The organism is Gordonia terrae, from assembly GCF_001698225.1.
GTDB classification, from domain to species: domain Bacteria; phylum Actinomycetota; class Actinomycetes; order Mycobacteriales; family Mycobacteriaceae; genus Gordonia; species Gordonia terrae.
Genome location: NZ_CP016594.1, coordinates 1,167,788 through 1,184,804 on the forward strand (window position 1 = coordinate 1,167,788; position 17,017 = coordinate 1,184,804).

General features: G+C 69.6%; 12 protein-coding genes. 10 read left to right on the forward strand and 2 right to left on the reverse strand.

The window, feature by feature from the left end; all coding sequences use genetic code 11:
• Positions 1-18 precede the first annotated feature (18 nt).
• The 5 genes from BCM27_RS05390 to rlmB all read left to right on the forward strand — a co-directional run bounded on the left by BCM27_RS05390 (position 19) and on the right by rlmB (position 6,747).
• A complete protein-coding gene (locus BCM27_RS05390; protein WP_004020897.1) occupies positions 19-1,527 on the forward strand; it encodes a condensation domain-containing protein in 1,509 nt (502 codons plus the stop codon).
• Positions 1,527-2,999 carry a condensation domain-containing protein gene (locus BCM27_RS05395; protein WP_004020896.1) on the forward strand — a complete coding sequence of 491 codons (1,473 nt, stop codon included), beginning with the start codon at positions 1,527-1,529 and terminating at the stop codon, positions 2,997-2,999. The genes BCM27_RS05390 and BCM27_RS05395 overlap by 1 nt, the downstream gene beginning before the upstream one ends.
• Entirely contained in the window at positions 2,996-4,342 is a 1,347-nt protein-coding gene (locus BCM27_RS05400) for a condensation domain-containing protein (protein ID WP_004020895.1), read from the forward strand. Before BCM27_RS05395 ends, BCM27_RS05400 begins: the two co-directional genes overlap by 4 nt.
• Positions 4,343-4,405: 63 nt before the next feature.
• Positions 4,406-5,797: a cysteine--tRNA ligase gene (cysS, locus tag BCM27_RS05405; RefSeq protein WP_004020894.1), complete on the forward strand. Its 1,392-nt coding sequence runs from the start codon at positions 4,406-4,408 to the stop codon at positions 5,795-5,797.
• Positions 5,797-6,747 carry a 23S rRNA (guanosine(2251)-2'-O)-methyltransferase RlmB gene (rlmB, locus tag BCM27_RS05410; protein WP_004020893.1) on the forward strand — a complete coding sequence of 317 codons (951 nt, stop codon included), beginning with the start codon at positions 5,797-5,799 and terminating at the stop codon, positions 6,745-6,747. The genes cysS and rlmB overlap by 1 nt, the downstream gene beginning before the upstream one ends.
• A gap of 16 nt (positions 6,748-6,763) precedes the next feature.
• On the opposite strand, the gene BCM27_RS05415 is transcribed toward rlmB, so the two are convergent.
• Positions 6,764-7,522, reverse strand: coding sequence for a LamB/YcsF family protein (locus tag BCM27_RS05415; RefSeq protein WP_004020892.1), 759 nt, complete (start codon positions 7,520-7,522; stop codon positions 6,764-6,766).
• A 101-nt stretch (positions 7,523-7,623) separates the two neighbouring features.
• On the opposite strand from BCM27_RS05415, the gene BCM27_RS05420 reads away from it, so the two are divergent.
• Positions 7,624-9,171, forward strand: coding sequence for a carboxylesterase/lipase family protein (locus BCM27_RS05420; RefSeq protein WP_004020891.1), 1,548 nt, complete (start codon positions 7,624-7,626; stop codon positions 9,169-9,171).
• Positions 9,172-9,174: 3 nt separating this feature from the next.
• Here BCM27_RS05420 and BCM27_RS05425 read toward each other — a convergent pair whose 3' ends face one another.
• Positions 9,175-9,978, reverse strand: coding sequence for an alpha/beta fold hydrolase (locus BCM27_RS05425; RefSeq protein WP_004020890.1), 804 nt, complete (start codon positions 9,976-9,978; stop codon positions 9,175-9,177).
• 245 nt (positions 9,979-10,223) lie between these two features.
• Between BCM27_RS05425 and BCM27_RS05430 the strand changes: the two genes are divergently transcribed.
• From BCM27_RS05430 to BCM27_RS05445, 4 genes are read left to right on the forward strand one after another with little or no spacing between them, the layout of a single operon-like run.
• Positions 10,224-12,185, forward strand: coding sequence for a hypothetical protein (locus tag BCM27_RS05430; protein WP_004020889.1), 1,962 nt, complete (start codon positions 10,224-10,226; stop codon positions 12,183-12,185).
• 5 nt (positions 12,186-12,190) lie between these two features.
• A complete protein-coding gene (locus BCM27_RS05435) occupies positions 12,191-13,798 on the forward strand; it encodes a hypothetical protein (protein WP_004020888.1) in 1,608 nt (535 codons plus the stop codon).
• A complete protein-coding gene (locus BCM27_RS05440) occupies positions 13,795-15,363 on the forward strand; it encodes a glycosyltransferase (RefSeq protein ID WP_004020887.1) in 1,569 nt (522 codons plus the stop codon). The genes BCM27_RS05435 and BCM27_RS05440 overlap by 4 nt, the downstream gene beginning before the upstream one ends.
• Positions 15,360-17,015, forward strand: coding sequence for a glycosyltransferase family 39 protein (locus BCM27_RS05445; protein WP_004020886.1), 1,656 nt, complete (start codon positions 15,360-15,362; stop codon positions 17,013-17,015). Before BCM27_RS05440 ends, BCM27_RS05445 begins: the two co-directional genes overlap by 4 nt.
• Positions 17,016-17,017: the final 2 nt, after the last annotated feature.

Sequence of the window (17,017 nt, forward strand, 5' to 3'; positions counted from 1 at the left end):
GAAGGTAGGTGGACTGCAATGGAATACACCGAGCTGACCGACTATTCGATGCCCGGCGGCACCGTCACCGCCTGGGAGCCGCAGGTCGACGCCGAGGAATGGCAGACGGACTCCCGCCAGCTGTCCTACATGCATCTCGAGCACGCCCGCCGGGCCGTCCGCGAGGGTTCGGAGTGGTACAGCCAGTGGATCGGCACGGCGTTCCGGATCGAACAACGGTTGGACCGGGAAGCACTGTCCCGCACGATCATCGCCTGGTATCGCCGCCATGAGGCATTCCGGACCTCGGTGCGCGTCCACGAACCGGATCATCCGCAGGGCGACCTGACCCGCATCACCGTTGCCGCCGACGCGATCACCGTGCGCGAGCGGGATTTCGGGGCCGACCTGCCCGCCGGCGAGGTCTCCGACCTGGTCATCGACTACTTCAACCGCACGGTCACCCCGCTCAGCTGGCCGCACTGCATCGCCGTGACGGTGGAGCCGACCGGCGACGACAGCGGGTTCCTGCTGGTGTTCGCGGCCGACCACACCGTGATGGACGCGTACACGCAGGTGTTCGCCATCCGCGAGCTCACGGCGCTCTACGCCGCCGAGGTGACGGGTGAACCGCACGCGCTCAACGACTTCGGCAGCTACCTCGACTTCAGCGACGCCGAACGGAGACTCGGCGAGCAGATCGACGCGAACAACGCCGCGGTCAGCCAGTGGCGCGACTTCTTCGACGACACCCCGACCGCGGTGCAACCCGAGCCGATCCCGCGTTTCCCGCGGTTCGAGGTCCCGTCCGACTCGCCGCGCACCATCGTCTCGGAGCGACTGCCGGAGAACGGATTCCAGGCGACTCTGTCGCACTGGTTGCTCGATGCCGCGGACACCAAGCGATTCGACGCCGTCTGCAAGGGGGCCGGGTCGTCGATGACGGCCGGGATCTACACCGCGCTGTCGATGACCTCCGCCGCCCTGTCGGGTAGCGCCGATCTTCGCTTCATCGGGCCGGTGCACACCCGCAACGCCATCGAGTGGGGCGAAGCCGTCGGCTGGTTCGTCGGCATCATCCCGGTCGCGGTCCGGCCCGGCCGCCCGGCGAGGTTCACCGACGCCCTGACGACGGTGGCGGCCACCTCCGCGCAGTACAAGGCCGTGGGTGCCGCTCCGTTCGCGCCGGTGGCCGAACTGATCGGCGGCGACGTGACGCCGCCCGGTTTCGTCGTGTCGTACATCGATCTCCGGCACGCCGAGGGTGCGGCGGAGTGGACCCCGCGCCAGGCGCGGGTGCTGCGCAGCGCGACGCGCGACGCCGACGAGGTCTACTTCTGGATCAACCGGATCCCGACCGGCGTGAACGTGTCCGCACGATTCCCGGCCGACGAGAACGCCGGTGCCGTCGAGGTGTTCCTCTCCACGTTCCAGGCCATCCTCAAGACGATCGTCGCCGACGGTGACTGCGAGTACACCTATCGAGCGGTCGAGTCCGTGCCCGCCGGCGTGAACACCGGAGGGTCGACGGCCGTACTCGGCAGCTGATGACCGGCGCGCTGCGGCCCGGGTTCGCCACCCCCCGTTTCGCCACGCCCCGGTTCGGTACCCCGGGCTCGGTGGTCGTGCCGCTTCGCGGGCATCTGACCGGCGGTCGGACCGTCGAATGGGCACTGCGCGATGCCGGCTGCGTGGGCGGGGCCGCGCGGCGGTGGGGTACCGGGGTGTCGTTTCTGCAGTCCGATCACCTGGCGACGATGGGCGACAAGCGGCGACGCGGTGAGATGCATACCGGATTCCTGCTCGCCGCACTGCGATTCGACGCCCCGCTCGACGAGGGGGCGATGGCCGCGGCGCTCACCGAGTTCGTCCGTCGGCACGAGGAGCTCCGCGCTCACTACCGGCCGGGACCCGATGGCCCCGAGCGCTGGGTGAGCCCACCGCGCGAGTTCGTGATCGAGGTCGCCGGCACCGAGCCCCTCCTGATCGACGACGCCGACGTCGGGTCGTGGGTGGGCCGTCGAGCATCGGAATGCGCTCGGGCGGAATTGGTTCCGGGCTCATGGTGGGCGGCGACGGTCGACGACGCCGGGTTCACCTTCTTCGCCGCCACGGATCATGCGCACGGCGACGGGTATTCGTCGGTGCTCGCGCTCACCGAGATCACCGCCCTGTACCGGGCGCACCGGGACGGCGCGGGGGCCGATCTGCCGGCACCGGGCGCATTCGGACCTGCGATCCTCGCCGAACGGTCGGCTGCGGCCGCCCTCGCCCCCGACGACGACCGAGTGGCCGTGTGGCGGGAGCCCCTGGCGGACAACGACGGTCGCGCACCGCTGTGCCCTCTCGACCTCGGTCTCGCCGATGACGCCGTCCCGGTTCCCGCGGTCGCGGTGGAACAGTGGCTGCTCGACCCCGATGCGCTGGCGCGCTGCGACGCCCGGCTGGCGGCCACCGGTGGCGGGTTCGCCGGCCTTCTCTACGCCGCGTTGGCCGTGCGGCATCGCGAGATCACCGGGGAGTCGCGCTTCTTCGTCTCCACGGTGCTGGCCACCCGCGACGCCGGGACCGCGTGGACCCAGGGCTGGTTGTGCAATTTCGCGCCGATCGTGGTCGACCTCCCCACCGGCGACCCAGCGACGTTCGACGATGTCGTGCGCACGGCCGGGAACAGCGTTCGCGCCGCTCGGAACGCGAGTTCGGCACCCGCGCACGGGGTCCTGGCGATCCTCGCCGCCGAGGGCGTCTTCCGGGGCCTCGACGGCAGCCCGTACATGGTGTCCTACACCGATCTGGCCCGGTTGCCGATCGGCGACGACCCGGCACTGGCGACGATGCAGACCTCGAGCGGCGTCGGCCCCACCCGGAATGCCAACCTCTGGTTCACACGGACTCCGGCGGGTCTCGTCGTCCGGTGCCATCTTCCCGACAACGAGGTCGCGCGCGCATCGGTCGTCGAACACCTCGCACGTGTCGGCGCCATCCTGAACGACTACGCGAGCGAGGAGACCGTGCGGTGAAGCTCTCGAGTTCGGAGACATGGGAGGTCGAACCGGGGGAACTGGTTCGCTGGCTTCTGGTACCGGCGGGATCCGCGGCGCCGGCGAATGTGCCCGTGTCGGAGAACGAACGGTTCCATCTCGACTCGATCGCGCAGGGGCAGCCCGGCTGGATCGCGCTCACGCTCGACTTCGCCGAGCGGATCGACCTGGGCCGTCTGGGCGCGGTCGTGTCGACGGTCATCGCCCGCCATGACGTCCTGCGCTGCCACTACACCGCGACCGACGCCGGTTATCAGCGACTGAGCCATGGCGGCGTCGACATGACGGAGGGCTCGCACGAGGCGGATGCCGGACTCGGACCCGCGACGTTCGCGGCCGCGCTGGCCGAGCGGATCACGGCGACCTGCAACCCGTTCGAGCCGATGCCGCACTTTCTGGCCGCCGTCCGGAGGTCGTCGAGCACGACACTCGTGTGCGGCTTCGACCATTGCTATGTCGACGCGCGGTCGATGGCACTGCTGTCCTCGGAGATCTGCGAACTGCTCGCCGGAGCGGCGCCGGCGCCCGCGGAGTCCGGCCTGGACGCGCTGCGTCGGGTGGCCGGGCACGAGGCGGCGGTGACCCCCGACGACGCCCGACTGGGGGAGTGGGAACAGTTCCTCGCCGCGACCGACTGGCAGGTCCCGGAGTTCCCCGTCGACCTCGGTGTGCCGGCGGGTGCCGCCGCCGAGATGCGCACGATGGTGACGACCCTGCTGCCCGGTGACTCGGCCCGGACGTTCAGTTCCGAGGTCCATCGGCACGGCGGGCGGACGTACCCCGCGATCCTCACGTGCGCGGCCAAGGCGGTGAAGTCGATCGGCGGACCCGCCGAGGTGGCAACCGTGGTACCCACCGGCACCGGCGCCGGACCCGGGTGTGTCGGTTGGTCGGTCGGCAACGCCCCGCTGCTGATCACCGCCGGCGACGATCTGCTCGAGGCCTTGCCCGTCAACACCGCACGGCTCGCCGCGGCCCTGCCGCTGGCCGAGATCGGCCTGACGCCGGTCTACGCCGCCTTCGGGCATCGGCTCCGCCAACGTCGCAGCGACGTGTTCATGATGTCCTACGTCGACTACACGCGGCTTCCCGGTCCGCATCCCGGGGTCCGGGCCGAACAGGTCTCCAGTTCCAAGCCGACCGACACCGCGCAGTGGTGGTTCTGGCGGGATTCCGACGGTATCCACGTCCGGGTGCGGTATCCGCACACCGAGCGTGCGGTGGCCGTTCTGGGCACGATCCTCGACGAGATGCGCTCGCTGGTCGCCACGGTCGTCGCGCGGACGGCCGAGCCGGTCGCCGTCTCCGGCGAACGTGGATGAGGTGTACGCACCCGCGGCTCGGGCCGTCGGTGGCCAGGTCAGGGTCCGGTAGGATTGCCGGTCGTGACCCTGCGCCTGTATGACACCGATTCCCGAGAGGTGCGCGACTTCGTGCCGCTGCACCCAGGCCAGGCGTCGGTGTACCTGTGCGGGGCGACGGTGCAGGGTGTGCCGCACATCGGTCACGTGCGCAGCGGCATCGCCTTCGACATCCTCCGACGCTGGCTGACCCACAAGGGGCTCGACGTCCTGTTCGTCCGCAACGTCACCGACATCGACGACAAGATCCTCCGCAAGGCCGCGGACGCCGGCCGGCCCTGGTGGGAGTGGGCCGCGACGCACGAGCGCGCCTTCGACGACGCCTACCGTGCGCTGGGTGTGCTGGCCCCGTCGGCGGAACCCCGCGCGACCGGCTTCGTCACCCAGATGGTCGAGTACATGGAACGGCTCATCGAGCGTGGGCACGCCTACGTCGCCGACGGCAACGTGTATTTCGACGTCCAGAGCCTGCCGGACTACGGCTCGCTGTCCGGGCACCGGCTCGACGACGTGCACCAGGGCGAGAGCGTGGGAACCGGCAAGCGTGATCCTCGCGACTTCACCCTGTGGAAGGCGGCCAAGCCCGACGAGCCGTCCTGGCCGACACCGTGGGGACCCGGCCGGCCCGGCTGGCACCTCGAGTGTTCGGCGATGGCCACCTCGCTTCTCGGTGCGGAGTTCGACATCCACTGCGGGGGTATGGATCTCATCTTCCCGCATCACGAGAACGAGATCGCGCAGGCGCATGGTGCGGGAGATCCGTTCGCGCGCTACTGGTTACACAACGGCTGGGTGACCATGGGCGGCGAGAAGATGAGCAAGTCGCTGGGCAATGTGGTGTCGATCCCCGCGATGCTGCAGCGTGTCCGGGCCGTCGAACTGCGGTACTACCTCGGGAGCGCGCACTACCGCTCGATGCTGGAGTACTCGCCGGGTGCGCTCACCGAGGCGGCCGCCGGTTACCGACGCGTCGAGTCGTTCGTGGAACGGGTGGGCGCGCGTGCGGGCGAGGTGGTCGTCGGGGACGTCGATCCCGAGTTCGCCGCCGCACTCGACGACGATCTGGGCGTCCCGGCAGCACTCGCGGTCGTGCACAACGTGGTTCGGCAGGGCAACACCGCACTCGAGTCCGGCGACGGCGCCGGCGCGCTCGCGGCGGCCTCCGCGGTGCGCGCGATGATGGGCATCCTGGGCGTCGACCCCCTCGACGATCGGTGGGCGGGGGCGGCCGACGAGTCGGCGGCCACCTCGGCGCTCGACGTCCTGGTGCGTGCGGAATTACAGCGGCGGGCAGACGCGCGCGCCGCCAAGGACTGGGCGACCGCGGATGCGGTGCGGGATCGACTGGCGGAGGCCGGCATCGAGGTCACCGACACCCCCGACGGTGCGCAATGGGCTCTGAAGGGTGAGGCGTGATGGCAGGCAATTCCAAGCGTAAGGGCGCGATCCGCAAGGACGGCACCAAGAAGGGCCAGACCGTCGGTTCGGGCGGCCAGCGCCGCCGCGGACTCGAGGCTCGCGGTGCGACGCCGAAAGCCGTTGACCGGCCGTATCATCCGGCCCACAAGCGGGCGAAGGCGGCGTCGAAGTCGGCGGCCGGCCGCAGTGGGGCACGGGCGCGGGACGAGGGTCCGGAGTACGTCCTGGGTCGCAATCCGGTCGTGGAGTGCCTCCGGGCGGGTGTGCCGGCCACCGCGCTGTACATCGCCACCAACTCCGAACCCGACGAGCGGGTCGCCGAGGCGGTCAAGATCGCCGGCGACTCGGCGATCTCCATCCTCGAGGTCGGCAAGCCCGAACTGGACCGCCTGTCCACCAACGGGATGCACCAGGGGATCGCCCTGCAGGTGCCGGAGTACCAGTACACCCATCCCGACGACCTGATGGCCGAGGCCAAGGCGAGCGGCACGCCGCCGCTGCTGGTCGCCCTCGACAACATCACCGACCCGCGCAACCTGGGCGCGGTCATCCGGTCGGTCGCGGCCTTCGGCGGACACGGCGTGGTGATCCCGGCTCGTCGCAGCGCGAGCGTGACGGCGGTCGCGTGGCGGACCAGCGCCGGTGCCGCGGCACGTCTACCCGTCGCCCGCGCCACCAACCTGACACGGACGCTGAAGGACTGGGCCGACGCCGGTGCGCAGCTCGTCGGCCTCGACGCGGACGGCGACGTCACGCTCGACGACTACGACGGCAGTGGCCCCACCGTGATCGTGGTGGGGTCGGAGGGCAAGGGGTTGTCCCGCCTCGTCCGGGAGAGCTGCGACTCGATCCTGTCCATCCCGATGGCCGGTGACGTCGAGAGTCTGAACGCCTCGGTCGCCGCGGGTGTGGTTCTCGCCGAGTTCGCGCGCCAGCGACGCCGGTAGCAGCGCCCCCGGCCGGTCAGGCCGGTGTGATGCCGATCTCGATCCCGGCCGCGGTGAGGGCAGCGCGCACCGCCTGTGCGTGCTCGACAGCGCCCGGGGTGTCGCCGTGCAGACAGACCGACGCGGCGTCCACGTCGATCAGCGTGCCGTCGATCGCGCCGATCCGGCCGGTCGTGACGAGTTCGACCACCCGGCGGGCGATCTCGTCGCTGTCGGAGAGCACGGCACCCCGGGTTCCGCGTGGTACGAGAGTGCCCTCCGGGGTGTAGGCGCGGTCGGCGAACGCCTCGGTGATCGTGTCGAGGCCGGCACGTCGGGCCCGTTCGAGCACCTCCGATGCGGGCAGCCCCATGACGGCCAGCCGGGCGTCGACGCCGGCGACCGCAGTGACCACGGCGTCGGCCTGCTGCGCGTGGTGGACAACCGTGTTGTACAGCGCGCCGTGCGGTTTCACGTAGGTCACGGCGCCTCCCACCGAGCGGGCGAGCGCGTCGAGCGCACCGATCTGGTAGACGAGATCGGCGATGAGATCGGAGGTCGTCATCTCCATGAACCGCCGCCCGAAGCCGCTGCGGTCGGGGTAGGACACCTGGGCGCCGATCCGGACCCCCGCGGCGACCGCGGCCCGGCAGGTGGCGAGCAGGTCGGCCGGGGTGCCGGCGTGGAAGCCGCACGCCACGTTGGCGCTGGTGACGACGCCGAGCATCGCCGCGTCGTCGCCGACGCCCTCGCCGAGGTCGGCATTCAGGTCGATGCGCGCCGCGGCGGAACTCATGAGGGCATTTTAGGGGGTGCGTCGGCGGCCCGGGCAGGCCCGCCGACGGGTGTCCACGCGACCCGGTGGACGGAGTCCCCGTTTCGTCTACGGTGGGGGGTATGGCATTACTCGACAGTAAGGTGACCACCCGCAACGGCGTGGTCGAGGGCGCCCGGGGGAAACGGCTGCGCAAGGGGACCATCAGCTGGCGAGGCATCCCGTTCGCAGCACCGCCGGTGGCTCACCGCCGGTTCCGTGCACCGGAGCCCGCACACGACTGGCCCGGTGTCCGCGACTGCACCAAGGTGGCCAAGGCGGCCATCCAGGAGAAGCGGTTCACCGCCATCGCGCCGGGCAAGTTCGCGCCGATGGCCGAGGACTGCCTGACGCTGAACATCTACTCGCCCGAGACCGCGTCGTCGACGCCGCGGCCCGTGATGGTGTTCATCCACGGCGGTGCGTTCATCCTCGGCACGGCGGCCACCCCGCTCTACGACGGCGCCTTCCTCGCCCGTTCCCAGGACGTCGTCGTGGTGACGATCCAGTACCGGTTCGGTCCGTTCGGCTTCCTCGATCTCGCCCAGTTCGCCACCGACGACCGACCGTTCGACTCCAACGTCGGCCTCCGCGACCAGATCGCGGCACTGCAGTGGGTCCAGGACAACATCGAGGCCTTCGGCGGCGATGCCGGGAACGTCACCATCTTCGGCGAGAGCGCCGGGGGAACGTCGGTGCTGTCCCTGCTGTCGGCACCGTCGACGACCGGGCTGTACCACCACGCGATCGCCCAGAGCCCCGCTCCGGAGCTGATCGTCGAACAGGACGCCGCGACGATCTACGCGGACGAATTCGTCCGCCTGTTGCGCGACCCGGAGCGACGTGCGACCTCGCTCGAACGCGATGAACCGCCGGTCGACACCGTCCACGCGCAACGCCTGCTCACCTCGCCCAATCCGGCGTTGCTGCTGGCGGCGGGAAACCGGCTGATGCGATTCGCCGCCAAGACCGCCGGCGGTGCGATCCCGTTCGCGCCCGTGGTCGACGGTGATCTGCTGCCACGGTCGCCGCTGGCCGCCGCCGCGTCCGGGCTGACCCAGCCGGTACCGCTCGTGATCGGCAGCAACCGCGACGAGGGCAAGCTGTTCGCCAAACTCTGGAACGTGTTGCCCGACGCCGAACGCACGCTGATGCGGGTGGAGGACGACGAGGTCCGGCGCGAGATCGCCTCGCACTACGAGGACGGCGACCGCGACCGCATCCGGCTGGCCGGCGACTCGATCTTCTGGGCGCCGATGAGCGCCTTCGCCGACGGACACAGCACGGTGGCCCCGACCTACGTGTACCGCTACGACTATCAGACGAAGGTGCTGGAGGCCACGGGCTTCGGCGCCACGCACGCGACCGAGCTGTTCAGCGTCTTCGGCGCCTATCGGGCGCCGATGGGGGCGGGTCTGGCCCTCGCGGACTGGCCCGCCACCGGGCGGGTCACCAAGAACGTCCAGACGCGGTGGGGCGGATTCGCCCGCACCGGGGATCCGGGGTTCGGCTGGCCCGCCTATACCACGACCGACCGCAAGGTCCTCGTCCTCGACGACCCCGACCACGTCGAGGCCGACCCGGACACCCTGCGCCGCCAGGCGTGGTACCGCGTGCACTCGCCGGCCTGAGGATCACCCGAACTCCCACACCGACGGAGGGTCGGCGGCGAGGAACGACAGGACGAGCGGGTTGAACAACTCGGGTGACTCCACCGGCAGGATGTGGGTACCCGGGATGACCGCCAGCCGTCCGCGCGGCAACGTCCGGGCGAGTTCCAGCGCGTGTTCGAGGCGGACGAGACCGCGGTCGGCGACCACCACGAGCGTGGGCACCTCGACCCCCGCAAACCCGGCGACGTCACACTCCGGTTCGGTCGTCAGCATCCGCGCCGCCTTGTCGAAGACCGTGTCGAAGTGCTCGGGACCGTCGGGTGAGGTGGTGTCGTAATAGATCCGCAGGTAGTCCATCGTGACCGGATCGCGCCGCGTGACCTGGTCGATGAAGGCGTCGGCGGTCCGGCCTGCGGCGTTGAGGTAACCACCGACGACGACCAGCCGCGCGACCAGGTCCGGCCGCTCGCGGGCGACGAGCAACGCGACGGCGGCGCCGTCGGCCCATCCCACCAGATGGGCCGGTCGGCCCACGACACTCTCGAGATAGACGATCGTGCGTTCGACGATTCGCTCGATGCTGAAGTCGCCCGGGATGTCGGGGCTGTGACCGTGACCGGACCGTTCGGGCACGAACAACTGCCGGCCGGCATCGAGGAACGCGGGGATCTGGGTTCCCCACGAGGACGCCGAGGCGAACAGGCCGTGGAGCAGCACCGTCGGCGGGCCATACGCCTCGCCCGCCGTGAAGTGCCAGATCGTCGCGTCGGCGATGTCGACGTAAACGCCGCCGTCGACGTGTTCGCCGGCGTGAACCTGTCGCATCGCGCTCCCTCGAGTTCGCCGGACACCTCGACCTGCAGGACATGGTCCCAGAGTCGGGTGGCGGTTCGTGGCGTCGTTCCCGAATCGACATGGCATCGATCCACCGGGTGCACCCACCGGCCCGAGCGCGCGACGTGGGGATCGGGAGCGCGGTCGCGCGAAAATATGTGCCACCACGTTCGGTGCGATAGGTTCTTACGGGGTGGAACTGGGTCGGGCAACGGGGGTCACTCGGAGGGTGACATATGCACGTGTCCTGGAGATTCCGCGCGCGCGGGCACGCGGCGCGACGTCGCGGGCCGGCGGTACTGCTGGCCGGCCTGTTGCTGGCCGGTGTCGCATCGGTGGGGGCATGGACGGCCCCGCAGGCCGATGCGGCGCCCGGTGATCCGCCTGCGCCGCTGAGCCTTCGGGATCTCGGCTCGTCGTCGACCATCGCGTTCCCCGGTCAGCAGGGCGAGGTGAGCCTGTCGCTGGCCGTCCCGCCGAATCTGACGCCGACCGAGTTGCGTGGTGTCACGCAGTATCCCGCGTTCGTCACCGGTGGGAACATCGACGTGCTGCAGGACAACCGGTTGATCTCCCGAACGCCGATCAATCCGACTGTGAACTCGCCGATCTCGCTGTCGTTGCGCGGAGTGCGCGTGGAGCGCAACGCCGCTGACATCGTGCTACGGACCTATCTGCGCACCGCGGGCTCATGCCTGTTCGATCCCGACTCGGGCCTGCGCATCCAGAACGCCACGGTCACCTACGGCGGCCGGGAGGCCGAGCCGAACAGCGTCGCCGAGTTCCTGCCGCCGGTCCTGCGCAAGCTGACCATCTTCGTGCCCGCCGACGTCCGGCCCGCCGAGGGCGCTGCCGCGGTCTCGCTCGCCACCGCGGTGGTCGCGAATTACGGTGCGGCGACGGTGGAGATCGAGACCGGGTCGCTGCCCCGTGGTGTCGCGGCACCCACCGAGGAGATCGAGCCGCTCGAACGACAGGTGGTCATCAACTCGGACCTCCCCGACGGCCTGAGCCTCGGCCCGGGTGCCGGCTGGCCGGTGTTGCGTATCGGCGGCAACGAGGACGAACTCGCCACCCAGGTCGACTTCCTCACCTCCGATCTGTCGTCGATCGCCGTCAGCTCCGCAGCGGTCGCCGGACCGCCCTTTGCCGCACCGCAACTCGCGCCCGAGGTGACCACACTGGCCGAACTGGGCGTCGGAGACCAGCGCGTCTCCGCGACGGGCTGGCCGACCATCTCGTTCGGGATCGACCAGACCCGCCTGGGACGGCCGTCCAAGAACATCCGGATGCAGTTGAAGGGCACCTACACCCCGATGGGTGGTCAGATCGCGGTGTCGATCGGTGACCGGGTGATCGCGTCCTGGCCCGCGGATGCCTCCGGCAGCTATGACGCATGGGTCGACGTACCCGCCGACCTGCTCACGCGGTACACCGAGGTCACCGTCACCTACAACCACGGCGACGTCGGCGAACAATGCGGAACGGGAGTGCGTAGCTCGCTGAGCCTGGATTCCTCCGGCGAGGTGCGATCCGAGGTCGCCGACCCGCCGAGGCCGCCTGGGTTCGCGTCGCTGCCACAGGCCCTGATGCCGCGCAACTCGCTGGCCTGGACGACCGGTGATGTCGATGACGTGGCCCGCGCCGTGGCGCTCATGTCCGGCCTGCAGCGACTGTCGGCGGTGCGCCTCGGCGTCGACGTGGTGCCGCTCGACGACGCGATGTCCTCGTCCGCGCCGGCCGTCGTCATCGCGGCCGACGGCGAGGGACTGCCCGACCTCTCGCTCCCGGTGACCGCCGACGGCGGCACGGTCTCGGTGCTCAATCCCGACGGTCAGCGCGCCGAGGTCCTGCTCTCGCCGACCGTGCGTTTCGGCTCACTACAGGTGGCGCGCGACGCCGGACGTACAGTCCTCGTCGCGACCTCGACCCGGGACGCCGCCGACCTCGATGCCCTGCTCGACTGGCTGGCCGCCGACCCCGATCGCTGGCCGTCACTGAACGGGGACGCCCTCCTGCAGGTGTCCGGTCAGGAACCGGTCCTGGTGGTCGACGACAACGCGCAGGACTCGGAATCATCGGCAGGCGGCACGTCGTGGGTGGCGTTCGCCGTGGTCGGGGTGGGCATCGTGGTGGTGGCCGCCGTCGCCGCGACCCTCGTCCTGCGCCGCCGTCGGCACCGGACCGCCGAGGGCTGATCGCCGTGCCCGAGGCGTCTGCGACGACCACGGCCCCGCCCCCGGACGCGGTCCCGGCCGCGGGACCGGGTGCGTCGGCGAGGGCGGTCGACGCGATCGTCGGAGTCCTCACCCGACGCAAACCGGAGACGCCGAATCAGGTGTTCGTCGACCACCCGGAGTATCTGGTCGCTGCCAGATGGCTGTTCCTGATCGGGTGCACGGCACTCGGATTCTGGAACACCATCATCGCGGTCGTCGACGAACTGATGGCGCAGACGCTGATCCTCTACGTCCCGGTGCTGATCGTCCTGTCCCTCGTGGCCGTCATCGGCGTGTCGTGGCGCGACGTCGACGAACTGCCGATCTACGACCGGCAGACCGACGTCATCGTGGGCATCGTGGTGCTGATCCTGGCGCTGGCGATGAAGTACCTGGTCAATCCGCGCTATGCGCGCGCGTACCTCACGACCCACATGGACCTGCTGGCCCTGTGGCTGTTCGTCCTCGGCGCCGCGATCTTGCTGTTCGGACTGCGGCCGGTGGGACGCTACCGGTGGGCGTGGCTGCTGCTCCTGCTCATCTTTCCGCCCCCGGTCCGCGCGGTGGTGCTGCTGCTGGGCGGCACGTCGCTCGCCGCCGGTTTCGTCGTGGTCCTGATGGCGGTGGCCGCCACCGCCATCGCCGTGGGCCGGACATGGCAGCGCAAAGTACTGGCTGCGCTGCTGGCCGGCGCCGTCGGCCTGGTCGCGCTGTTCCTGTTCGACGCGCTCGGCGCGCCCCGCAGCGTCGTGGTGCCGTTGCCCGCGCTGATCGCGGCGTTCGCGACGTCGGTGTTCATGCTCGTCGACTATCGGCGCCGCGGCGGGCAGAAGTGGTCTCCCCCGGTGGCCGGGCAGATCACCCCACCCAAGGTCGCGTTCGTGGGTCGTCCCGGCCTGGTGGTGCTGCTCGCGGCGATCCTGTTGGCCCTCAACCCGGTTCCGCCGGTCGGGAGCAACTACCAGAGCAACCGGTATGCGCAGCTGGGCATCGGATCTCCGCTCGTGGTCCCGGCGGGGTGGCGCCAGGAGTCCTTCGGCGTCTACGGCTGGGTGTCGCGACTGTACGGCCCGGGCTCCGTGCTGATCCGGCAGGTCCTGGTGCAGACCCGCGGCGACCGGGCGTACGACAAGTTCGCCCGCCCCCGACGTGTCGTCGTCGACAGCGTCGACAGTCGGCGACCACTGGTTCTCGACGTCTACCAGGACATCTTCCGATACGACCTCTCCGAGGATCGGACCAGCATCCCGATCGAGGTGGAGCTGTCCAACGGGGTGCGCGGGAGGCTGTGGAGCATCGTCGACGACAAGCGCTATCTCACTTACACGGTGGTGTCGTGGCGGTGGAACAACGGCAACCGAACGCAGCAGATCATGTTGTGGGCGGTCGACAACCACGAACCGGAAGCCTATTTCCCCGAGCCGCGCATCACGATCCTGGCAAACATGAACTCGCTGATGACCATCTTGCTGCGCGGCGACTCGGTGCTGCTGGACACCGACCCTCAGCTGAAGGACCGGGCGCTGCTCGTCGGACTCGGCGGCGCGCTCATCCGGGCCCAACTCGGTGCCGGCCAGGGGGGCGCCTCGTGACCATCGAGGAGGCGGGTTCACGCGATGCCGACGCCGACGCACCGGGAGTCGCACGCAGTACGCGACCGACGCGGCCGGTGCCCGAGCTGCTCGCCGACCCGGTCTATCGCGCTCAGGCCCTCGAAGACGCCGTCAACCGGTTGCGCAACGCCGATGAGGACATGTCGGCGTCGGTGGCCTTCAGCCGGATTCAGAAGATCATCGGATTCACACTGCTCGGCATCATCGCGGTTGCGATGGTGCTCGAGCCGGTCGGGACGTGCGCGACCCTCGTGTCGATCGCGACCGTCGGATACGTGGTCACCCTCGCCGACCGCCTGGTGATCTTCCGGCGCGGACTGGTCAACGGCGCCATCCGGGTCTCCGACGACGAAGCCCGTTCCATCCCCGACGACGAGCTGCCCGCCTACACCGTCTTCGTCCCGGCCTACGGCGAACCCGAGGTGGTCGGCCAGCTGGTGGCCGCGATGGAGACGATCGAGTATCCGCGGGACAAGTTGCAGGTCCTGTTGCTCCTCGAGGAGGACGACGAGCCGACGATCGAAGCGGCACGCGGGGTGGAGGACAACGGGATAGTCACCGTCGTCCTGACACCACCTGCCCAACCCCGGACGAAGCCGAAGGCCTGCAACTACGGCATGCACTTCGCAACCGGCGACATCGTCACCATCTTCGACGCCGAGGACAAACCGGACCCACTGCAGTTGCGCCGGGCGGTCTACGTACTCAACAACTCCGGTGACGACTCGGTGGTCTGCGTCCAGGGAAAGCTGAGCTTCCACAACGTTCGCGACAACATGCTGACCGAGTGGTTCACCGCCGACTACGGGATCTGGTTCGGCTTCCTGTTGCCGGGCATGATGGTCAGCCGGGCGCCGATCCCCCTGGGCGGCACGTCCAATCACTTCCGGCGGGATGTCCTCGACACGATCGGCGCCTGGGATCCGTACAACGTGACCGAGGACGCCGATCTCGGTGTCCGCATCGCCGACCACGGCTACCGCACCCTCGTGCTCGACTCGGTCACGATGGAGGAGGCGAATGTCGACGCCATCAACTGGATTCGTCAGCGCTCCCGTTGGTACAAGGGCTACATGCAGACGTGGCTCGTCCACATGCGTCATCCGGTCAAGCTGTGGCACATCCTCGGACCCGTCGCCTTCGTGCGGTTCACCCTGCTGATCGCCGGCACACCCGTCATCGCCTGTCTCAACATGGTGTTCTGGCTCATCCTGGCGCTGTGGATCGGCGGACAACCGCCGGTCGTCGCCGAGCTGTTCCCCGGGCCGATCTACTATCTGGCGCTCATCTCGATGCTCCTGGGCAACGGGGCGGCGATCTACATGAACCTCATCGCGATCCGGGAGGACGACCGGAGCGAACTCCTGCTCTCGGCGCTGCTCATCCCGGCGTACTGGGTGATGATGAGCGTCGCCGCCATCAAGGGTATGTGGCAGATCCTGGTGAATCCGTCTTACTGGGAGAAGACCTTTCACGGTCTGTCGACCAGCAGCGCGGCGGAGCCGGCGGACGATGACCCCCAGAAGACCGGAGAGGCCACGTGACCCGCCGCGTCCCGCCCGGGGTGCTCATCTTCCTCGCGACGTGGATTCCGTACCTCGTGATCGGGGTCTACCTCGCCAGCGAGGTGCAGCTGTTCTTCGGCGACGCGCTGTCGCGCGTCCAGTCGGCGCAGAGCGTGTTGTTCAGCCGGACACCGCATCTCGCCGCGATCGGTTTCATCTTCACCCCGCTCACCGCGATCGTCCAGCTGCCGCTGACCGCGCTGACCCCGTGGATCCCCGAGATGACGACGCAGGCGCTCTCGGCGGTGATCATGTCCTCGGCCTTCATGGCGGGTTCGGTGGTCCAGGTGTCGGGGATCGCGCGTGATGCGGGCCTGAGACCCCTTGTCGCAGGCACGTTCACGGTGTTCTACGCCGTCAACCCGATGATCGTCCTCTACGCCGCCAACGGGATGAGCGAGGCGCCCTACCTCTTCTTCCTGGCCTGGGCGTCGCGTCGCCTGATCCGCTGGGTGTCCTCCGACGACGTCCACGAACTCGTCGTCGCCGGTATCGCACTCGGGCTGTCCTACCTGACCCGCTACGACGGCGGTGCCGCCGCACTGGCCGCGGCCTTCGTCGTCGGCTGGGTGACCTATCGGCGGCACGACCACCGAAAACGGGTGCCGCGCACGCTGCTCGACATCACGTTGGTCGTGGCGCCGAGCGCGCTCGCCTTCCTGGCATGGGCGGCGGCGGGATGGCTCATCACCGGAGACGCCTTCGCCCAGTTCACCTCCGAGTACGGCAACGCCGCGATCATCGCGCAATCCGGCGGCAGCGGGTCGTCGACGACCGGCGATGCGGTCAGGTTCTCGCTGATGGAGATGTTCCTCCTCGCGCCCCTGCTGCCGGTCCTGATCCTCGGGCTGATCGGCGTGCGCGCGCGACGCCGCCGCCTCGCCCCGTTGTTGCCGACCCTGCTGATCCTGGCGGTTCTCGCGTTCCAGGTCTTCGGTTACTCGCGTGGCTCGACCTTCGGCTTCCTGCGCTTCTACATGACGGTCATCCTGCTCGCGGCGGTGGTCGCGCTCCTGTCCGTGCCACTACGGCGTCAGGTCCCGATGCGTCGCGAAGGGGCGCACGCCGACCTCCTGCCGGCGCGACCGTACGCCTCGCGGTGGGGATACAAGATCGCCGCCACGGTGGTGATCGTGGTGGTGGCCACCGCGATCCCGGTCACCGCCATCGGGATGACGTCGCCGAAGTACGCGCCGCAGGAGTTCGCTCTCGGCTCGGTGGTCGACCCGCAGCCGGAGTCGGTGGACCAGAAGTACCTCGACGAACAGCGGATCGTGCGGTCCTTCTCCACCGAGCGTGCGCTGGCGCAGTATCTCGACGATCTGGATCTGCCGGACGGCGCCGTCCTGTGCGACACCGTGTACGGCTTCGCGGTGGTGGTCCAGTCCACCCGGCCGCGCCAGTTCGTCATCCCGTCGGACAGTGACTTCACCCAGTTGCTCAACGACCCGGTCGGCGGCGGAGTGCGCTACCTCCTGACCGTTCCCCGGGAGGGGCGAGGTCTCGCCGACGCCATCAACGAGCGCTATCCGACCGTCTACGAGAACGGTGCCCAGATCGCCGTGCTCGAACTCGAGGCCCGCAATCAGGGTGCGGACCTGCCGGACTGGCGCCTGTACCGGCTCGTGTGACG